The organism is Mycolicibacterium lutetiense (assembly GCF_017876775.1).
Lineage (GTDB): Bacteria > Actinomycetota > Actinomycetes > Mycobacteriales > Mycobacteriaceae > Mycobacterium > Mycobacterium lutetiense.
Genome location: NZ_JAGIOP010000001.1, coordinates 220,379 through 239,677, shown reverse-complemented (window position 1 = coordinate 239,677; position 19,299 = coordinate 220,379). Strand labels below are relative to the sequence as shown.

General features: G+C 65.9%; 17 protein-coding genes. 8 read left to right on the top strand and 9 right to left on the bottom strand.

Features of this window, described 5'->3' with window-relative positions; all coding sequences use genetic code 11:
- The first annotated feature begins 13 nt into the window (after positions 1 to 13).
- Entirely contained in the window at positions 14 to 1,882 is a 1,869-nt protein-coding gene (locus JOF57_RS01175; protein WP_209912828.1) for a S9 family peptidase, read from the top strand.
- A gap of 59 nt (positions 1,883 to 1,941) precedes the next feature.
- Here JOF57_RS01175 and sucD read toward each other — a convergent pair whose 3' ends face one another.
- Together sucD and sucC are read right to left on the bottom strand one after the other, a co-directional pair.
- Positions 1,942 to 2,844 carry a succinate--CoA ligase subunit alpha gene (gene sucD, locus JOF57_RS01170; RefSeq protein ID WP_163667970.1) on the bottom strand — a complete coding sequence of 301 codons (903 nt, stop codon included), beginning with the start codon at positions 2,842 to 2,844 and terminating at the stop codon, positions 1,942 to 1,944.
- 12 nt (positions 2,845 to 2,856) lie between these two features.
- Positions 2,857 to 4,020 (bottom strand): ADP-forming succinate--CoA ligase subunit beta, encoded by a 1,164-nt coding sequence (gene sucC, locus JOF57_RS01165; RefSeq protein WP_209912826.1) that lies wholly within the window; start codon positions 4,018 to 4,020, stop codon positions 2,857 to 2,859.
- A gap of 283 nt (positions 4,021 to 4,303) precedes the next feature.
- Between sucC and JOF57_RS01160 the strand changes: the two genes are divergently transcribed.
- The 3 genes from JOF57_RS01160 to JOF57_RS01150 are packed head-to-tail and all read left to right on the top strand — an operon-like array spanning position 4,304 to position 6,592.
- Positions 4,304 to 5,392, top strand: coding sequence for a M23 family metallopeptidase (locus JOF57_RS01160; RefSeq protein ID WP_209912825.1), 1,089 nt, complete (start codon positions 4,304 to 4,306; stop codon positions 5,390 to 5,392).
- A complete protein-coding gene (locus JOF57_RS01155) occupies positions 5,393 to 6,037 on the top strand; it encodes a hypothetical protein (protein WP_209912822.1) in 645 nt (214 codons plus the stop codon). It begins immediately after the preceding gene.
- A 45-nt stretch (positions 6,038 to 6,082) separates the two neighbouring features.
- Positions 6,083 to 6,592: a DoxX family membrane protein gene (locus JOF57_RS01150; RefSeq protein WP_209912820.1), complete on the top strand. Its 510-nt coding sequence runs from the start codon at positions 6,083 to 6,085 to the stop codon at positions 6,590 to 6,592.
- Here the strand turns inward: JOF57_RS01150 and pcrA are convergent.
- Entirely contained in the window at positions 6,552 to 8,879 is a 2,328-nt protein-coding gene (gene pcrA, locus JOF57_RS01145; RefSeq protein ID WP_209912818.1) for a DNA helicase PcrA, read from the bottom strand. The two genes, JOF57_RS01150 and pcrA, sit on opposite strands and share 41 nt — an antisense overlap.
- A gap of 70 nt (positions 8,880 to 8,949) precedes the next feature.
- On the opposite strand from pcrA, the gene JOF57_RS01140 reads away from it, so the two are divergent.
- The 3 genes from JOF57_RS01140 to JOF57_RS01130 all read left to right on the top strand — a co-directional run bounded on the left by JOF57_RS01140 (position 8,950) and on the right by JOF57_RS01130 (position 11,381).
- Complete coding sequence (locus JOF57_RS01140) at positions 8,950 to 9,192, top strand: chorismate mutase (RefSeq protein ID WP_209912817.1); 243 nt, start codon at positions 8,950 to 8,952, stop codon at positions 9,190 to 9,192.
- An 84-nt stretch (positions 9,193 to 9,276) separates the two neighbouring features.
- Entirely contained in the window at positions 9,277 to 10,458 is a 1,182-nt protein-coding gene (locus JOF57_RS01135) for a DUF6973 domain-containing protein (protein WP_209912814.1), read from the top strand.
- Complete coding sequence (locus tag JOF57_RS01130; RefSeq protein ID WP_209912812.1) at positions 10,455 to 11,381, top strand: hypothetical protein; 927 nt, start codon at positions 10,455 to 10,457, stop codon at positions 11,379 to 11,381. The genes JOF57_RS01135 and JOF57_RS01130 overlap by 4 nt, the downstream gene beginning before the upstream one ends.
- A 5-nt stretch (positions 11,382 to 11,386) precedes the next feature.
- Here the strand turns inward: JOF57_RS01130 and JOF57_RS01125 are convergent, their stop codons facing one another.
- Together JOF57_RS01125 and JOF57_RS01120 are read right to left on the bottom strand one after the other, a co-directional pair.
- On the bottom strand, positions 11,387 to 13,420 hold the full coding sequence (locus JOF57_RS01125) for an SGNH/GDSL hydrolase family protein (RefSeq protein ID WP_209912810.1): 2,034 nt from the start codon (positions 13,418 to 13,420) through the stop codon (positions 11,387 to 11,389).
- A gap of 99 nt (positions 13,421 to 13,519) precedes the next feature.
- On the bottom strand, positions 13,520 to 14,968 hold the full coding sequence (locus JOF57_RS01120; protein ID WP_209912807.1) for an NAD-dependent succinate-semialdehyde dehydrogenase: 1,449 nt from the start codon (positions 14,966 to 14,968) through the stop codon (positions 13,520 to 13,522).
- A gap of 50 nt (positions 14,969 to 15,018) precedes the next feature.
- On the opposite strand from JOF57_RS01120, the gene pgi reads away from it, so the two are divergent.
- Entirely contained in the window at positions 15,019 to 16,668 is a 1,650-nt protein-coding gene (gene pgi / locus JOF57_RS01115) for a glucose-6-phosphate isomerase (protein ID WP_209912805.1), read from the top strand.
- Between the two features lie 16 nt (positions 16,669 to 16,684).
- Here pgi and JOF57_RS01110 read toward each other — a convergent pair whose 3' ends face one another.
- The 4 genes from JOF57_RS01110 to JOF57_RS01095 all read right to left on the bottom strand — a co-directional run bounded on the left by JOF57_RS01110 (position 16,685) and on the right by JOF57_RS01095 (position 19,299).
- The gene (locus JOF57_RS01110) at positions 16,685 to 17,071 is read right to left on the bottom strand and encodes a hypothetical protein (protein ID WP_209915679.1); all 387 of its coding nucleotides are present in this window, start codon (positions 17,069 to 17,071) and stop codon (positions 16,685 to 16,687) included.
- A gap of 192 nt (positions 17,072 to 17,263) precedes the next feature.
- A complete protein-coding gene (locus JOF57_RS01105; protein WP_209912803.1) occupies positions 17,264 to 18,013 on the bottom strand; it encodes an SDR family oxidoreductase in 750 nt (249 codons plus the stop codon).
- A gap of 42 nt (positions 18,014 to 18,055) precedes the next feature.
- Entirely contained in the window at positions 18,056 to 18,907 is an 852-nt protein-coding gene (locus JOF57_RS01100) for an Fpg/Nei family DNA glycosylase (RefSeq protein WP_209912801.1), read from the bottom strand.
- A gap of 8 nt (positions 18,908 to 18,915) precedes the next feature.
- On the bottom strand, positions 18,916 to 19,299 hold the full coding sequence (locus JOF57_RS01095; protein ID WP_209912799.1) for a phage holin family protein: 384 nt from the start codon (positions 19,297 to 19,299) through the stop codon (positions 18,916 to 18,918).

The following is a 19,299-nucleotide window of genomic DNA, read 5'->3' as shown; positions in this document are numbered from 1 at the left end:
CGAAAGGAGCGTCATGGCGTTGCCCGAACTCATCTCGGTAGAGGACTTCTTCAACCCACCCGAGCGCGCAGCCGCAAAGATCTCACCGGACGGAACCAAGATCGCCTACCTGGCGCCGTGGAAGAACCGCCTCAACGTGTGGGTTCAGGACCTCGACGGCGATGCATCGCCACGCTGTGTCACCGCGGACGAAACCCGCAGTGTCTACATCTACGAATGGACCGACGATCCGCGATGGCTGCTCTACATGCAGGACAACGGCGGTGACGAGAACTGGCACGTCTTCCGCGTCGACCTGGACCACCCCGACACCGCCGCAGTGGATCTCACACCGTTTCCGGGTGCCAGGGCGAGTTTCGACCTGACCAAGGGCCGGCCCGGAAAAGCGATCGTGCAGACCAACAATCGCGATCCCCAGCTGATCGACGCGTACGAACTCGACATCGCCAGCGGAGAACTCACCCTGCTGGCGGAGAATCCCGGGAACGTCATCACCTGGTTGTGTGCGCCCAACGGTGACCTGTTCACCAATACGCTGACGCGCGACGGTGACGTCGAACTGTCGCAATGGAATCCGGCGACCCACAGCTTGCGGACCATCACCACCTACGACGGCACCGACTACCCGTTGGGCATCTTCCCGATCACCATCACCCCCGACGGCAGCGGCATCTGGCTGGGCGCCAACACCGGCACCGACCGCACACGACTGGTCCGGATCGACGTCGCAACCGGCGCCGAGACCGAGGTGGACAGTCACCCGACCTACGACCTGGCGGCCCAGATGGTACTGCCGTCACCGATGATCCTGAGCGGGAGCACGGGAGAACTGATCGGTGCCCGCTACTACGGCGAACGTCAGGTGATTCATGCCCTCGACCCGAATTTCGCTGCCGTACTTGAAAATCTGACCAAACTGTCCGACGGCGACCTGGGCGGCATCTCTTCGGACGACCGCGGGCAACGATGGGTGGTCAACTTCACCCACGACCGCGACCCCGCCGTCACCTACTTCTACGACCACGCCACCGGCGAAAGCCGGATGCTTTTCCGGCCATACCCGAATCTGAATTCAGATTCACTTGCACCGATGTCCCCGGTGACGATCACCGCACGCGATGGACTGCGGCTGCACTCGTATCTGACCCTGCCCGTCGGGATCGAGCCCACCGACCTGCCGATGGTGCTGCTCGTTCACGGTGGGCCCTGGTCACGGGACTGCTGGGGCTTCCAGCCTGACGTGCAGATGCTGGCCAACCGTGGATATGCGGTGCTGCAGGTCAACTTTCGCGGCTCCACCGGCTACGGCAAGGGCTTCACCAAAGCTGCGATCGGTGAGTTCGCCGGCAAGATGCACGACGATCTGATCGATGCGGTGGACTGGGCCGTCAAGCAGGGCTACGCCGACCGCGACAAGGTGGCCATCTTCGGCGGCTCCTACGGCGGTTACGCCGCGCTCGTCGGCGTTACGTTCACCCCGGACGTGTTCGCCGCTGCGATCGACTACGTCGGGATCTCCAGCCTGGCCAATTTCATGCGCACACTGCCGAATGTGGCGCGGCCCTTCCTGTCCACCAACTGGCACCTGTACGTGGGAGACCACAACGATCCCGTGCAGGAAGCCGACATGCTGGCCCGCTCCCCCATCACGAAGGTGGACCAGATCCGCACGCCACTACTGGTGATCCAGGGCGCCAACGACTCCCGCGTGGTGCAGGCCGAATCCGACAACCTCGTCGAAGCGCTGCGTACGCGGGGCGTCGAGGTCGAGTACATGGTCAAGGAGGACGAGGGACACGGATTCCTCAACCCCGACAACCAGATCGACATGTACCACGCTGTCGAGCGGTTCCTGGCCGAGCATCTCGACGGAAGGGTCTAGCCGGCCCGCGCCAAAAGAAAAGGCCCCCGCCGTAGCGGGGGCCTTTCCGTTGTAAAGACTTACAGGTTCGCGAGGAGCTCGCGCGCCTTCGCGGCGGTCTCGGACGGCGTCTTGCCGACCTTCACGCCGGCGGCCTCCAGGGCCTCCTGCTTACCGGCCGCGGTACCGGCACCGTCGGACACGATGGCGCCGGCGTGGCCCATCGTCTTGCCCTCAGGAGCGGTGAAGCCCGCGACGTAGCCGACGACCGGCTTGGTGACGTTGGCCTTGATGTAGGCGGCGGCCTTCTCTTCGGCGTCGCCACCGATCTCACCGATCATCACGATCAGCTTGGTCTCGGGATCCTTCTCGAACGCCTCGATGGCGTCGATGTGGGTGGTGCCGATGACCGGGTCGCCGCCGATGCCGATGGCGGTGGAGAAGCCGAGATCGCGCAGCTCGTACATCATCTGGTAGGTCAGCGTGCCCGACTTCGACACCAGGCCGATCGGGCCCTTGCCGGTGATGTTGTTCGGCGTGATGCCGACCAGCGACTCACCGGGGGTGATGATGCCGGGGCAGTTCGGCCCGATGATGCGGGTCTTCTCGCCCTTGTCGACGTTGTAGGCCCACGCGTAAGCGCTGTCCTGCACCGGGATTCCCTCGGTGATGACCACCAGCAGCGGGATCTCGGCGTCGATGGCCTCGATGATGGCGTCCTTGGAGAACGCCGGCGGCACGAAGGCGATCGACACGTCAGCGCCGGTCTCCTTCATGGCCTCGGCGACCGAGGCGAACACCGGCAGCTCCACATCGGAACCGTCAGCAGCCTTGTGGGACACGGTGGTTCCGGCCTTGCGGGCGTTGACGCCGCCGACGACCTGGGTGCCGGCCTTGAGCATCAGAGCGGTGTGCTTGGTGCCCTCACCGCCGGTGATGCCCTGGACGATGACCTTGGAGTCTTTGTTCAGAAAAATCGACATGTCAAGTGTCCCTTACTTGTTCGCCAGCTCGGCGGCCTTGTCGGCGCCGGCGTCCATGGTCTCGGCCTGGACAACCAGGGGGTGGTTGGCCTCGGCCAGGATGCGCCGGCCCTCTTCGACGTTGTTGCCGTCCAGACGGACGACGAGCGGCTTGTTTGCCTCATCGCCCAGCTTCTTCAGCGCGCCGACGATGCCGTTGGCCACCGCGTCACAGGCGGTGATGCCGCCGAACACGTTGACGAACACGCTCTTGACCTGGCTGTCGTTCAGGATGACGTCGAGGCCGTTGGCCATGACCTCAGCCGAAGCGCCACCGCCGATGTCGAGGAAGTTGGCCGGCTTCACGCCGCCGTGCTTCTCGCCCGCGTAGGCAACGACGTCCAGCGTCGACATGACCAGGCCGGCACCGTTACCGATGATGCCCACCTCGCCGTCGAGCTTGACGTAGTTGAGGTCGTTCTCCTTGGCCTTGAGCTCGAGGGGATCGGTGGCGTCCTTGTCCTCGAACTCGGCGTGGCCGGGCTGCCGGAAATCTGCGTTGGCGTCCAGGGTGACCTTGCCGTCCAGGGCCAGGATCTGGTCGTCGGGCGTGCGCACCAGCGGGTTGACCTCAACCAGGGTGGCGTCCTCGCCGACGAACACCTCCCACAGCTTCTGGATGGTCACGGCCGCGGCGTCGAGCACCTCGGCGGGCAGGTGGCCCTGCTCAGCGATCGAGCGGGCGAAGGCCAGGTCGACACCCTTGACGGCGTCGACGGGGACCTTGGCGAGCCGCTCAGGCTTGGTGGCGGCGACTTCCTCGATCTCCATGCCGCCTTCAACCGAGCACATGGCCAGGTAGGTGCGGTTGGAACGGTCGAGCAGGAACGAGATGTAGTACTCCTCGGCGATGTCGCTCGCCTCGGCCACCAGCAACTTTTTGACGACGTGACCCTTGATGTCGAGACCGAGGATGTTGGTCGCGTGCTCGAGGGCGTCTTTGGGGGTCGCTGCATACTTCACGCCGCCGGCCTTGCCGCGGCCGCCGACCTTCACCTGTGCCTTGATCATCACGGGCTTGCCGATTTCGGTGGCGATCGCCTTGGCGTCCTCGGCCGAGTCGGTCACGCGGCCCGGAGTCGTGGGGACGTTGTGCTTGGCGAACAGCTCTTTTGCCTGATATTCGAAGAGATCCATGTGCTTCCTAGATAGGCGTTGTCTGTCTGCTTGGCTTCTAGCGAGCTTCGAAGCTGCCCGGTCCGCTTAACCTCTGACGGGCCCGCTGGCACTTTATCCACCGCCGAGTGATGGGTTAGCATCGCCTCCGGCTCATGTGGTAGATCTCACCGCCCACAAGAGGTGATACGGATCACATTCCGGCGCGGAATAGACCCATAGGTTGCCACCATCAGTGGGATTTGGTTAACGTGCCTCTGGTCCAGATAACGTTCAGGTCACGACGAAGAAGGATTCCTGAGTCTTGCCGCAGCACCGTTCGTCCGAAGCCCCGCGTGGGGCGTCGACGGATGCGCGCCGCCATAGGCGCCGTGTTGCACCTGAAATTCTGGATGCCGCGGAGATCACCGACGTCATTCCGTTCAGCGCCTTCGAAGCGTTCGAGGACCAGTCCGACCAGGGTGATCGCGGATCGGACAACCACGAACCCGGCGTGATCTTCGCCCCCGAACTCGACGATATGGACGACACCGATGATCTGGTGCCCGTCCGGCTCGCGGTCCCCTCACGCTTCCGCCCGGAGGCCACCAGTGACCGCAGCTCCCGTTACGCGTACCGGGACAGCCACACCGATGTGAGCGACGGCGTCGCCGCCACCGACGTGATCAACATCTCGGGCGGGCGCGGTGCCCACCGCAAGGAGGCCGCCGGGGCGGTCAAGAGCCGCCTGATGATCGCCGCCATGGCCGCGGGTGCGACCGCAGCCGGCGCCTACTCGCTGACCAACCCCACCGAGATCAACGCTGACGACACGATCCTGGCCTCCGAGGGCAGCCACATCGAAGGCGCCTCCGTGACGGGCTCCGTGGACGGCATGCAGATCGTCTCGGTCTCGTCGACCGCCGACACCTCGGTGCACGCCGAAGAGATCACGAAGGCCGCCGCTTTCGCCCAGGAACGCGCTGAGCGCGAGGCGCGGCTGTCACGCCCGCTGTTCGTCATGCCCACCAAGGGTTACGTCTGGACCTCGAACTTCGGCTACCGCTGGGGCGTCCTGCACGCCGGCATCGACCTCGCGAGCCCGATCGGTACCCCGATCGTGGCCGTCTCCGACGGCGTCGTCATCGCCTCGGGCCCGACCGCCGGCTACGGCGCGTGGGTCAAACTGCGCCATTCCGACGGCACCGTCACGCTCTACGGTCACATCAACACGTGGCTCGTGAGCGTGGGCGAGCGCGTGATGGCCGGCGATCAGATCGCCACCGTCGGAAATCGGGGCTACTCCACCGGCCCCCACCTGCATTTCGAGGTTCTGCAGAACGGGACCAGCCGCATCGATCCGGTGCCGTGGCTGTCCAAGCGAGGCCTCAGCCTCGGCAGCTATGTTGGCTGAGTGAGCGACGACGGTCAGATTCCGGCCGATCACCCCGACGAAGACGACGACCACACCCGCATCATCCGGCGCCAGCCCCAGGACCGCATTTCCCGTCCGTTACCCGTGGCCGGCGAACCACACACGAACATCATCCGGCGTCATCCCACCGGCGCCGTTCCCACCGCGGCCGGCGCGGAGCCTCAGACCGGTCTGATCGGCCGTGCGGACGACGACGCCAGCACGAGTTTCGTGCCCCGTGCGGGGCCGCCGATCATCCCGCGCACCCCGGCGGATACCAACCCGCGTACGACGATCGTGGCGGCCACGTTGGCCATTCTCAGCGGCTGGGCCACCGGCGTCATCGCGACCGATCTGATCGCCGGCTGGTGGCGCACCGACCGATTGTTCTGCGTGGCCATCGGTTTCCTGGCGGCGATCTCGGCTGCAGCAACCATCGGCGGACTCATCGCATTGTTGCTGCGGCACCGGATGGGCCGGCTCCTGGTCATCGTCGGCGCGGTCATCAGCCTGCTGATCTTCGGCAGCCTGTTCATCGCCGGGGCCCGGCTGCATCCCGTCGTCTACGCAATGCCGGCCCTCCCGCTGGCCGCCATCGTGTTCACCGTGTTGCCCTCGACCGGGCGCTGGAGCGCACACCGGTAGGTGCCCGACGCACTCTGGCCGACAGACCCTGGAATCATCAGGATCATGCCTGACGACGCGTCCGCCGCCGACCGCGAAAAGAACCCGACCGAGAGCCGGCGATTGCTCTACGGGGCAACCGTTTTCGCCCGGGTGGCGCTGGCCGCCGCGTTTCTTTCCGCCGTCGCGGACCGATTCGGCCTATGGGGACCGGCAGGCACCCCGAACGTCGCCTGGGGCAACTTCGAGTCTTTCACCGCCTATGTCGGCGTCCTGGCGCCCTACGTGCCCGGTGCGTTGCTGGAGCTGACGGCCTGGCTCGCGACAGTCCTCGAGATCATCCTGGGCGTGGCGCTGCTGTTGGGCGCAGCGTTGCGCTGGGTGTCCCTTGCGAGCGCGGCCACGCTGATTGCATTCGGCCTGTCGATGTTCTTCTTCGCAGGCTTCGAGACACCGTTCAGCGCATCGGTTTTCACTGCTGCCGCAGCGGCCCTACTGCTCGGCCTGGTGCCCGAGGACTACCACATCCTCCGGGTCAGAGCTTCTGCACCGGCGCGTGGTTGTGCATCAGCTTGACCCGACCCCCACTGCCGAAGTCGATCAGTGACATCGCCAAATCGCCCACGCCCGTGACTTCTTCGACGCGGCCCAGGCCGTACTTGTCGTGGGTGACGCGATCGCCAGGTTCCAGCGTGATCACCGGACGGTTGCGGGCGGGCGCGGGCCGTGACGGCGACGGGCGCGGGTCTCCGTAGCGGCCGGCGTTACCCACCGGCGCGCTCATCGACGACGACGGCTGCTCGACGCGCCGCCAGTTGATCAGGTCCTCCGGAATCTCGCGCAGGAACCGCGATTCCGGATTGAGCATGGGTTGACCCCACGACGACCGCACCTTGGCCCGGCTCAGGTAGAGACGCTGGCGGGCGCGGGTGATGCCGACGTAGGCCAACCGGCGTTCCTCGGACAGCTCGTTCGGATCGCCCAGAGCCCGCATGTGCGGGAACATGCCGTCCTCCCAGCCGGTGACGAACACCGCCGGGAACTCCAGGCCCTTGGCGGTGTGCAGCGTCATCATCGTCACCACGCCCGCACCGTCTTCGGGGATCTCGTCGGCGTCAGCCACCAGCGACACCCGTTCCAGGAACTGGGCCAGTACCCCGGTGTCGGGGATGTCCTCGTCGACGGACTCGCCCTCGCCCTGTTCGGCCAGTGCGCGGGCGTTGGCCAGGTCGGTGCTGAATTCGTGTGCGACGCTGACCAATTCGTTGAGGTTGTCCAACCGGGCCAGGTCCTGCGGATCGCTGGAGGCTTCCAGCTCACGGCGGTAGCCGGTGCGCTCGAGCACGGCCTCGACGACGTCTCCCAGCTCATCATCGAGCTTCCCGCGCAACTGGTCCAGCATCTGGACGAACGAGGCGATGGCCTTCTCCGAGCGGCTGTTCAGCATCGGTACCCGACCCTCAGCGGCAGCCTGCAGCGCATCGTTGAAGTTGGCGCCGGTGTTCTCGGCGTACACCGCGACGCAGGCCTCGGCCCGGTCGCCGATGCCACGGCGGGGCGTGTTGAGGATGCGACGCATGCTCACCGAGTCGCCCGGATTGTCCAGCACCCGCAGATAGGCGACGATGTCGCGGATCTCGCGGCGCTCGTAGAACCGCACCCCGCCGACGACCTTGTATGGGATGCCGGCGCGGATGAACACTTCCTCCAGCGCGCGCGAGGAGTTGTTGGTGCGGTAGAACACCGCGACGTCCGAATATTTCAGGCCTGCGCTGTCGGCCAGGGAGTCGATCTCCTGGGCCACGAACCGGGCCTCATCGTGTTCGTTGTCGGCCACGTAGCCGACGATCAGCTCACCCTCGCCTTCCTCGGTCCACAGCCGCTTCTCCCGGCGGCCCGTGTTGCGGGCGATCACCGAGTTGGCTGCGTTCAGGATGGTCTGGGTGGAGCGGTAATTCTGTTCCAGCAGGATCGTCGTCGCGTCCGGGTAGTCGCGTTCGAAGTCCTCGATGTTGCGGATCGTCGCACCACGGAACGCGTAGATGGACTGATCGGCGTCACCCACCACGCACAGCTCCGACGCAGCCACCCCTTCGGTCTCGTCGAGGTGGTGGCCCACCAACTCGCGCACCAACGTGTACTGCGCGTGGTTGGTGTCCTGGTATTCGTCGACGAGGATGTGGCGGAACCGGCGCCGGTAGTACTGGGCGATCTGAGGGAAGACCTGCAGGATGCCGACCGTCTCGCCGATCAGATCGTCGAAGTCCAGCGCATTGGCCGCGCGCAGCCTGCGCTGATACTCGCCGTAGACCTGCGCGATGACACCGGCCATCTCCTCGGCGGCTTCCGAGGCCTCGGCCACCGCCTGCTCGGGCCCGATCAGTTCGTTCTTCAGGTTCGAGATGCCGTTGGCCAGCAGCCGCGGCGAATACCGCTTGGTGTCCAGCCCCATGTCCTTGCCGATCATCATCAGCAGGCGCCGGGAATCGTCCGAGTCGTAGATCGAGAAATTGGAGTTCAGCCCCGGCAGCAGCGAAGCCTGGTTGCGGAGGATGCGCACACAGGTCGAGTGGAACGTCGACACCCACATGTTGCGGGCTCTGGGCCCCACCAATCCGACCACCCGCTCCCGCATCTCGGCGGCGGCCTTGTTGGTGAACGTGATGGCCAGAATCTGCCCCACCCCGACGTCACGCGCCGCCAGCAGATAGGCGATACGCCTGGTCAGCACCGCCGTCTTCCCCGACCCGGCGCCCGCGACGATCAGCAACGGCGACCCAACGTGGCGCACCGCCTGGCGCTGTTGCGGGTTCAGACCGTCAAGGAGTTGGTCGATTTCGGAGGCGACGGGGGAAGTGGTCATCGTGCGATCAAACTTACCGCTGAGCGGGGACAGTTTTGCGCTGGCACGGGCCGACTGAGACGATCAGGCTGTGCCTGAGATCGATGACCTGCGCCGGGAGATAGACGAACTCGACGCCACCATCCTTGCTGCGGTCCAGCGCCGCGCCGAGGTTTCCAAGCTGATCGGCAAGGCCCGGATGGCCTCCGGCGGTACCCGCCTGGTGCACAGCCGCGAGATGCAGGTGATCGAGCGGTACAGCGCGCTCGGCCCCGAGGGCAAGGACCTGGCGATCCTTCTGCTGCAGCTCGGCCGCGGCCGACTGGGCCACTAACTCCGGCCATCCTGGGAAATTGCTGTAAGGATACTGCGCTGGTAGGCCCGATAATGGACGGGTGACAATCCGGGGGCGCCATCAATGAGCGTGCTCGACACATTTCTGGCGGTGTCCAGAACCGCGCAATCGAACTTCGGCGATGGTATTCCACAGCCGGGCACTCCCCTGTTCGAGAGCAGCGCGGCGGTCCGCACCGTCGAGAGCGATCTGCGGGGAGCCAGTCCCGGAGGTCAGTGGACGGGTACGGCATCCGACAGGTACACGCAGGCCAACAACAAGCACATCGGGAACGTCGGGAACTTCGCGGACCTGGATCAGCGGCTCGGCGCCCAGATCGACTTCGCCGCCTTCGCAGTCACCCGCGGACGCAATGAACTCATCTCGCTGCACGATCAGGTGGTCCATTTGGCCGAGTCGGTCCCTCCTGGTCCGTTTCGGGAGAAGATGCTGATGCCGATCGTCGCCGCCGGTATCGGCCAGATCGGGGACATCGTCAGTCGCACCACCGCCGATCTCTCGGACATCAGCAAGGACATCACAGAAATCGCCAACGAGTATCAGAAGCTCGGAGCGGGTGAGGGCGCCGGATCGACTCTGGAGGAGGATCCCCGTAAGAAGCTCGAAGACATCCTGCGCGAGTACCAGGTCAAAGACGATCGGATGCTGCCCAAGTGGCTGCTCGACACCATTGGGGGCGTCCTCGGCGACGAAGTCAAAGGGGATGCCAACCTCACGGTCGGTGAGTACCGCGTGCTCGCGGAACTGGCTGCAACCCAAGGGCCTTTGGCGGTCAAGGACTTCTTCGACATCAAGCAAGCTGCAATCGACGAGGCCAGCAGGAAGTTCCCGCCACCGGACGGCAACACCAGTGACAACCACACCGACGCGTTCCGGCACACGTATTGGAATGCGCTGATGACGCAACGGTTCGGTGAAGAGTGGACCCGCAAATTCGCCACGGCGCACGAACGGCGCCCAGGCGATCCTGCCCCGCGCGAGGCAATGGATCTGTACAACAACGAGATCGGCCGGCAGATCGGCACGGCCAATCCGAAAGCGTCACCTGAGGAACTCGCTGCTCAGGTGGAATCGGCGGTACGAGGTGGCGACACCGTGATCGTGAGCCAGGACGGCGCAGGCTTGACCTGGAGCAACGACCCCAAGTTGCCGATCGGCGTGCCTGGGGGCGATCCCAAGAACGCTCCCCCCGGCGATCCGACCCCCTACCCCACCGAGGGACGAACCCCAGGAGTACCAGCATGACGCGAGCGATAGCCGGCATCGCTCTCCTTGTCACCGGTCTGCTCAGCGGATGCTTCTTCGGCCCCGGCAAAGACAACGGCGCCGATAGGTTGAAGGACACCATCGCCGCCATGCCCGGTGTCACCAGCGCAGGGTTTGCGACAAACGACGCGGAACTGGCCACCGTCACGCTGCCGAATCTCTTTGTGACGATGGCAAGGGCAACGCCCGGGCAGATCCGCGCGGTCGTCGACACGCTCAAGAACAATCCCCACGAGGATCTCGAGACCATCAACATCCGTGTCGCCGAAAAACCACTGATTCTCGTCAGCGGCACGGTCGCCGACCTCGATGCCGGTCAGTTCGTCGACGATGTCGAGCGGCTACGTCGACTCACCCCGGCGGTGGGTCCGGCTGCGGTGATGAAGTGGACCCGCGACGACATCCCGAACGGCAACCTCTATGTCTCACGCGAATCGCCGCTACCGGGAACACTCGGCATGATTCGGGACAGCCTGGGCGGCATTGGTCTGGCCGAGATATACCCAGGCGCATCGAGCAGCGTGCAGCGCTGGCGCATCTATTTCCCGTTCTCACCTGATGAAGAACGCCGCGTCAGTTCTCAACTCGACTCACTCCCCCTTCAGGTGGGCGCGGTGACGGTCAGTTCCGGTGTCATCACCGAACTCAATGTCGCGGTCACCGACATCCAGGCGGTCGAACCGGCGATGAAGGATGTCATCAGCCGGCTCGGCGCCGGACCTGACTCACCATTGATGTTGAGCTGGCAAGTCGGTCAGATCTTCCTTCCCGCGGCGCCCGACGGGACCGTACATGTGGGCGCTTGCGGATATCCGAGCACACCCCACGGGGACAGCCTGTCGCGCGAGGAAAGGGCGCTGCAGGAGCGCCTCCGCGAGCAGTTCGACACCTGCCCTCGATAGATCGACTAGCGTCCTGCCGGATTGGCAGGCGCCTTCAGCGAGTCCAGCAGCCACGGCGTCAACCACTGGACCGCCTCGGACGTCGGGTGCACGCCGTCGCTGCGGGTCCGGACGCCGTTGATCTTCGCGGTGTACTTGCCGTCCGGGTTGAGCTTGGCGTTGAAATCCACCACCGACACGTTGGGCCGTTGCGCGGCCACACTGCGCAGCATGGTGTTCCAGGCCTGTACCCGGCCCGGTTGATCCTCGGGGTACAGCGTCCCGTCCGACCGCTCGCCGCGCCGGTTGTACGGCGCCGTGGTCACCACAACCCGGGCTCCGGTCGAGCTGAGGATGTCCAAGGCGCGCTGCAGCTCACCTTTGAGATAGGTGTCGTAGGCGTCGTTACCGATGTGCATCCACCGCCCGTGCCAGGTCCGGTCCACAACCTCCCAGCGCCCGATCATCAGCAGCACGGTGTCCGGCCGGTCATGGGCGAGCCGCTGGGTCCAGCGCTCCGGCCAGGAATCGCACTCCGGCTTCTGGTTCAGCGTCTCCCCGGCCGACCGGTACGGCCCGCCGCGGGCGATGCCGCAGCCGATGGTCGTGTAGTCGCTGAAATGAAAACCCGGTGTGGCGGGCAGGTACCGCATCAACGTCCACGCCACCGAGTCGCCGAACACCGCAACCGTCTTCGTGCCGGGAGGCAGCGCCGGCGGTTGCCCCACCGCGACGGCCCGCTCCGCGCCGATGTCCTGCTCGGACGCGGCGGCGGCCATCACGTCCGGGCCCGCCGTGCGGTTCGGGACGCCGACCGGGACGACCGTCATCGTCACCACCGCGGCGGTGGCCACCGTGGCGGCGGACAGCCGGAGCATCGGGACATGTTCGGGGCGCCAGTGTCGGATCGGCTGCTCGATCGCCCACCACGACACCCACGCCACCGCGATGGTCACCGCGCAGCGCAGCGCCAGCAGGGACCAGCCGTCCAGGCCGGTGCGTTCGCCGTTGAGGATCAGGAAGATCGGCCAGTGCCACAGGTAGACGCCATAAGAGATGACGCCCAACGTCACCAGCGGGAACCAGGCCAGCGCGCGGGCGACGTAGCCGTCCTGGTCCAGTGCGACGGGGGCGACGACGAGCACGGCGCCTACGGCCACCACGATCAGCAGCCCGCGGTGGAATTCGTCGGCGCTCCCGGTCGCCAGGTGCGCAGCCGCGGCCAGCACCGCGATCCCGATCACCGGCAATGTCCAGGCCACCCAGCGGCGCCACCGGGTCCGGATCAGCGTGCCCGACACGGTCAGCGCCGACCAGTCGCGCACCAGCAGCGCCGCAGCGGCCGCGCCGATCATCAGCGCCTGCGCGCGGGTGTCGGTGCCGAAGTACACGCGATTGAGTTCCCCGGCATCGCCGGACAACAGGATCGCCGCGACCGCCGAGCCGATGACACCGAGCACCGCCAGGACGAAGACCGTGAAACGGACAACGACGGTCGAACTGCTGCGGACACCGCCTATCGGCGAGCGACGCACCAGCAGCGCGGCGCCCAGCACCAACAGTGGCCAGAGCAGGTAGTACTGCTCCTCGACCGCCAGCGACCAGGTGTGCTGCAGCGGTGAGGGCGTGGCGCCCTGGCTGAAGTAGTCGGTGTCCGCGGCGACGAACACCCAGTTGGCCATCCAGAAGAACGCCCCGACCGCGTCGTCGCGGAGTGAGGTCACCGCATCGGACGGGAACAGTGGCCGGGCGATCACGACGGCCAAGGTCATCAGCACCATCGCCGGCAGCAGACGCTTCGCGCGGCGGATCCAGAAGCCTTTGAGGTCGATGCGTTCGGTGCGTCGGAACTCGTCGAGCAGCAACGAGGTGATCAGAAATCCGCTGAGCACGAAGAAGACGTCGACGCCGATGAAACCTCCGGCCACACCGGGCACTCCGCCGTGACCGGCCAGCACCAAGGCCACCGCGATCGCGCGGATTCCGTCGAGTGCCGGGATGTCACGCCGGATGGAGGCACGCAGACGCCGACTGGGAGCACGGACTGGCGCCGCAGTCACGTCATGCCCTCCCGTCTTATGTTGAACGCCAAGACTATCCCCGGCGGGCAGACGTCAAAGTCCCCCGACACCGGCGTGTCGGGGGACTTTCACTGAGAGCTAGTTCGTCAGCGCAATATATTTCGTATCGAGGTATTCCTCGATACCCTCAGACCCGCCCTCGCGACCGAATCCGGACTCCTTGATGCCGCCGAACGGGGCGGCCGCGTCGGAGATGACACCACGGTTGATCCCGACCATGCCGGATTCGATACGGTCGGCCACCCGCAACGCCCGGTCCAGCGACTGGGTGTAAACGTAAGCAGCCAAGCCGTATTCGGTGTTGTTCGCGGCCGCCACCCCCTCGTCCTCGGTGTCGAACCCGGTGATCGGGGCGACCGGGCCGAAGATCTCCTCCTTGAGGATGCGGGCGTCGGCCGGCACATCGGCCAGCACCGTGGCCGGGTAGAAGTTGCCGGGACCGCCGGGAGCGACGCCGCCGACAGCGACGGTCGCACCTTTGGACACCGCGTCAGAGACTAGTTCGGTGACCGTGGCAACCTGCTTGGAATTGACGAGGGGGCCCAACGTGGACGCGGGGTCGATGCCCTTGCCGAGGGTGAACTCGCTCATCCGCTTGACGAGCTTCTCGGTGAACTCCTCGCGCACCGAGTTCGCCACATGGAAGCGGTTGGCGGCGGTGCACGCCTCTCCCCCGTTGCGCATCTTGGCCAGGATCGCGCCGTCGACCGCCGCGTCCACGTCGGCATCGTCGAACACGATGAACGGGGCGTTGCCGCCCAGCTCCATCGACGTGCGCAGCAGCTTGTCGGCGGACTGTTTCACCAGTGCCTTGCCCACCCCGGTCGAGCCGGTGAAGGTGAGCTTGCGCAGCCGGCCATCGTCGATCAGCGCGGTGCTCACCGCACCCGGGTTGCTGGTCGGCAACACCGACAGCACGCCCTTGGGTAGGCCGGCCTCATCCATCAGCTTGGCGAGCAGCAGCATCGTCAGCGGAGTTTCCTGCGCGGGTTTGACGATCATGGTGCAGCCCGCGGCGAAGGCGGGCCCCATTTTGCGAGTGCCCATGGCCAGCGGGAAGTTCCACGGCGTGATCGCGTAGCACGGGCCGACGGCCTGCTTGGTGACGAGAATCCGACCGGTGCCCGCCGGCGCCGGGGTGTAACGACCGGCGATGCGCACCGCTTCTTCGGAGAACCAGCGGAAGAACTCGGCGCCGTAGGCGACCTCTCCCTTGCTCTCGGCGACGACCTTGCCCATCTCCAGGGTCATCAGCGCGGCGATGTCGTCGGCGCGTTCGGTGATCTTCTCGAACACCGAGCGAAGGATCTCGCCTCGCTTGCGCGGGGCGGTTGCGGCCCATTCGGCCTGGACCGCGCATGCGGCGTCCAGTGCGGCGACGGCGTCGGCGGCGGTCGCGTCGGCCACGGCGGCCAACACCTGATCGTCGCTGGGATCCAGCACATCGAACGTCGAGGTGGCCTGACGTTCCTCACCACCGATCCACAGGCCGGTGGGCACGGATGCAATCAAGTCTTCGATGGCCATACATCCATCATGTACACCCTTGAGCCGAGCGTCACACTAAGGTCGGCGGAATGAGTGCTGACATCACCGCAACCCCCGCATGGCAGGCATTGTCGAAGCACTACGACGAGATCCGCGACCTCCATCTGACGGAGCTTTTCGCCGAGGACCCGGCCCGCGGAACCGAACTGGTGTTGACCGTCGGCGATCTCTACATCGACTACAGCAAGCACCGCGTCACCCGCCGGACCCTGGAACTGCTGGCCGATCTGGCCCGCGCCGCCGATCTGGAGGCCCGCCGCGACGCGATGTTCGCCGGGAAGCACATCAACACCTCCGAGGACCGCGCGGTGCTGCACATAGCGTTGCGCTTGCCCGCCGATGCGACGTTGACCGTTGACGGGCAGGACGTGGTGGCCGATGTGCACGAGGTCCTCGATCGCATGGGCGGGTTCACCGACCGACTGCGCAGCGGCGAGTGGGCCGGCGCCACCGGCGAGCGGATCAAGACCGTGGTCAACATCGGCATCGGCGGCTCGGATCTGGGCCCGGTGATGGTGTACGACGCGCTGCGCCACTACGCCGACGCCGGGATCAGCGCCCGCTTCGTATCGAATGTCGACCCCGCCGATCTGGTGGCGACACTGGCCGATCTGGACCCGGCCACAACACTTTTCATCGTGGCCTCCAAGACGTTCTCCACGTTGGAGACGCTGACCAACGCCACCGCCGCGCGCCGCTGGCTGGTCGACGCCCTCGGTGATGACGCCGTCGCCAAGCATTTCGTGGCGGTGTCCACCAACGCGAAGCTGGTGGATGAATTCGGCATCGACACCGACAACATGTTCGGGTTCTGGGACTGGGTCGGCGGCCGGTACTCGGTGGACTCGGCGATCGGATTGTCGGTGATGGCCGTGATCGGCCGTGAGCGGTTCGGCGAATTCCTGTCCGGTTTCCATCTCGTCGACGAGCACTTCCGCACCGCGCCGTTGTCCGAGAATGCTCCGGCGCTGCTGGGGCTGATCGGCCTGTGGTACTCGAATTTCTTTGGCGCACAATCGCGCGCGGTGCTGCCGTACTCCAACGACCTGTCCCGGTTCGCGGCATATCTTCAGCAGTTGACCATGGAGTCCAATGGCAAGTCGGTGCGCGCCGACGGCACCGCCGTCACCACCGACACCGGCGAGATCTTCTGGGGCGAGCCGGGAACCAACGGCCAGCACGCGTTCTATCAGCTGCTGCACCAGGGCACCCGGTTGGTGCCGGCCGACTTCATCGGCTTCTCGCAACCCACCGACGACCTCCCCACGGCCGACGGAACCGGCAGCATGCACGATCTGCTGATGAGCAACTTCTTCGCCCAGACCCAGGTGCTGGCGTTCGGCAAGACTGCCGAAGCCATTGCGGCCGAAGGCGCCCCGGCCGAGGTGGTGCCGCACAAGGTGATGCCCGGAAACCGACCGACGACGTCAATCCTGGCAAGCAGGTTGACGCCGTCGGTGGTGGGCCAGCTCATCGCCCTCTACGAACATCAGGTGTTCACCGAGGGAGTGGTGTGGGGGATCGACTCCTTCGATCAGTGGGGTGTCGAACTGGGCAAGACCCAGGCCAAGGCCCTGCTGCCGGTGATCACCGAATCGGAATCACCGGGCAAGCAGTCGGACTCGTCGACCGACGCGCTGGTGCGCCGGTACCGCGTCGAGCGCGGGCGCTCGGTCTAGAGCTGCGGCCCCGAGCCTACTGTCCCGGAATAGACGCGCAGCCCACGTTCGGGATACAGCCACTGGCTCCGCCGGGACCCGCTGTGCCGCCCGGCCCGCCCGGGATGGAGCCGGTGGCACCCCCGGGTCCGGCAGTTCCGCCCGGGCCACCGGGGATCACGCCGGTCGCACCCTCAGGTCCGGCCGCGCCGCCCGGACCACCCGGGATCACGCCGGAAGCCCCGCCCGGGCCTGCCGTCCCACCGGGACCACCTGGGATGGCGCCCGTGGCACCGCCGGGACCGGCCGTGCCGAGGTCGGAGCAGGCCGTGCCATCAGCGTTGACGCACGGCGGCGGAGCAGGCTCAGCCATGGCCACCGGGCCAAAGGCGACAGCACCTGCCGCGGCGCCTGCAAAGAACATCGAGGCAATCAATTTTGTGGTCATGACGGGGGTCTACCCACGATCGCCGGGATTCGAAACACACGGTCACGTCACGCTGATGTTTTGACACCATGCAATCCACACCAGCCACGGGGGTGAGCTGCAGTTTCTTCTGTCACGGCCGCACAACTCAGGTTTCTCGTCGCGACCGCGGCATGACGTCGGATAGCCCTACGCGAAACGCTTGGTGTATTTCGGCGGCAGCAGCCGCATCACCTGGGTCAGCGGCGCCCACGGCCAGCGCGGCACCACCGCCCGGCCCTTCTCCTTCTCGATGGCCTCGACCATCGCGCGCACTCCGGTCTCGTTGTCGACCATCAGCATCGTGGTCGCCGACTTGGCGGTCATCTCCGACTCGATGTAGCCCGGCTCGATCACCGTCACCCGGATGGGGCCCTTGTCGTACTCGGCGCGCAGCGACTCGCCCAGCGAGGTCATTCCGGCCTTCGACGCGCAGTAGGCGGCCTTACCGCCGGGGACACCGGTGTTGCCCAGCACCGACGAGATCAGCACCAGGTGTCCGCTGCCGGACTTCTTGAACATCTCCAGCGCGGTCTCGATCTGCACCAGGCCGGCGATCAGATTGGTTTCGATGGTCGCTTTGTTGGCCCACGGCTTGCCCTCACCCAACGGCCAGCCCTTGCCGATGCCGGCGTTGACGATCACGCGATCGATACCGCCGAGTTCCTCGGACATCTCGCCGAACACCCGCGGCACGGCCTCATGGTCGTTCACGTCCAGCGCGGCGACCGCGACCTTGACGTGCGGGTGCCGGGCGGCCAGCTCGGCCTTGAGCTCGTCGAGCCGCTCGGTGCGGCGGGCACACAGCGCCAGGTCACGGCCCTTGGCCGCGAATTGCCGGGCCATGCCCGCGCCCAGTCCGGAGCTGGCGCCGGTGATGAGGATCTTCTGACGGGTCATCGCTGCAGGATAACCGAGTTAAACAACTGTCAAAAATGCGGTCTATTTGAGCAGCCGCGACATCCGACGATCGGCCAGCACCTTGCCGCCGGTCTGACACGTCGGGCAGTACTGGAACGATTTTTCGGCGAAAGACACCTCCCGCACGGTGTCCCCGCACACCGGACACGGCAACCCGGTGCGGGCATGTACCCGCAGGCCGGACCGCTTCTCCCCCTTGAGCGTGGCGGCCTGCTGCCCCACCGACCGCGTCACTGCATCGGTGAGCACGGAGATCATCGCGTCATGCAGCGCGGCCAGTTGGGCATCGGTCAGCTTGCCCGCGGTCGCGAACGGCGACAGCTTGGCCACATGCAGGATCTCGTCGCTGTAGGCGTTGCCGATGCCGGCGATCACCTTCTGATCGGTGATCACGGTCTTGATCCGTCCGCCCTGCCCGGCCAGTACACCGGCAAGCCCGGCCGAATCCAGCGACAGCGCATCGGGTCCCAGCGAGGCGATCTGCGGGACATCGAGTGGATCGGCGACGATCCACACCGCCAACCGCTTCTGCGTCCCGGCCTCGGTCAGGTCGAAACCCTCCCCATCCAGGTGCACGCGCAGGGCGATCGGACCCTTGCCGGGCTTGAGCGGCGTCGTCGCCAGCTTGTCCGACCAACGCAACCAACCCGCCCGGGACAGGTGTGTGATCAGGTGCCAGGGGCCCACCTCCAGACCGAGGTACTTTCCCCAGCGGTTCGCCCCGGTGACGGTCTGGCCGTGCAACGCCGTCGTCGGCGGATCGAACGTCTTGAGCACCGACAATGCGGACACATCGATCCGGGTGACCACCCGGCCGGTCGCATGCCGGCGCAGATGATCGGCCAACGCCTCGACTTCGGGCAGCTCAGGCATGGCGCGTCCTAGGCGAGCGCCTTGACGAACGACAACAGCCAGCTCACCAGCGACAGCACGATGGCCGCCCAGATGGCGGTCCACCAGAACTCGTCGATGTGCAGACCCCAGTGGGTGGTGTTGTCGGTGATCCACGACGTGATCCACAGCATCAGCGCATTGATCACGATGTGGATCAGGCCGAGGGTGAGGATGTAGAGCGGGATCGACAGGATCTGCACGATCGGCTTGATGAAGGCGTTGACCAGACCGAAGATCACCGCGACGACGAAGATGATGCCGACCCTCGCGATGGTCGAGTCACCTCCGATGAAGTAGATCCCCGGCACGATGAGAGTGACCACCCAGAGCGCGAATCCGGTTATCGCGGCGCGCAGGAGAAATGAGCTCAT

Excerpts from the sequence above, each read along its gene's own strand:
- JOF57_RS01175 (WP_209912828.1), top strand. The coding sequence starts at position 14 with ATGGCGTTGCCCGAACTCATCTCGGTAGAGGACTTCTTCAACCCACCC.
- sucD (WP_163667970.1), bottom strand. The coding sequence starts at position 2,844 with ATGTCGATTTTTCTGAACAAAGACTCCAAGGTCATCGTCCAGGGCATC.
- sucC (WP_209912826.1), bottom strand. The coding sequence starts at position 4,020 with ATGGATCTCTTCGAATATCAGGCAAAAGAGCTGTTCGCCAAGCACAAC.
- JOF57_RS01150 (WP_209912820.1), top strand. The coding sequence starts at position 6,083 with ATGCCTGACGACGCGTCCGCCGCCGACCGCGAAAAGAACCCGACCGAG.
- pcrA (WP_209912818.1), bottom strand. The coding sequence starts at position 8,879 with ATGACCACTTCCCCCGTCGCCTCCGAAATCGACCAACTCCTTGACGGT.
- JOF57_RS01135 (WP_209912814.1), top strand. The coding sequence starts at position 9,277 with ATGAGCGTGCTCGACACATTTCTGGCGGTGTCCAGAACCGCGCAATCG.
- JOF57_RS01130 (WP_209912812.1), top strand. The coding sequence starts at position 10,455 with ATGACGCGAGCGATAGCCGGCATCGCTCTCCTTGTCACCGGTCTGCTC.
- JOF57_RS01120 (WP_209912807.1), bottom strand. The coding sequence starts at position 14,968 with ATGGCCATCGAAGACTTGATTGCATCCGTGCCCACCGGCCTGTGGATC.
- pgi (WP_209912805.1), top strand. The coding sequence starts at position 15,019 with ATGAGTGCTGACATCACCGCAACCCCCGCATGGCAGGCATTGTCGAAG.
- JOF57_RS01110 (WP_209915679.1), bottom strand. The coding sequence starts at position 17,071 with ATGTTCTTTGCAGGCGCCGCGGCAGGTGCTGTCGCCTTTGGCCCGGTG.
- JOF57_RS01105 (WP_209912803.1), bottom strand. The coding sequence starts at position 18,013 with ATGACCCGTCAGAAGATCCTCATCACCGGCGCCAGCTCCGGACTGGGC.
- JOF57_RS01100 (WP_209912801.1), bottom strand. The coding sequence starts at position 18,907 with ATGCCTGAGCTGCCCGAAGTCGAGGCGTTGGCCGATCATCTGCGCCGG.
- JOF57_RS01095 (WP_209912799.1), bottom strand. The coding sequence starts at position 19,299 with ATGAGCTCATTTCTCCTGCGCGCCGCGATAACCGGATTCGCGCTCTGG.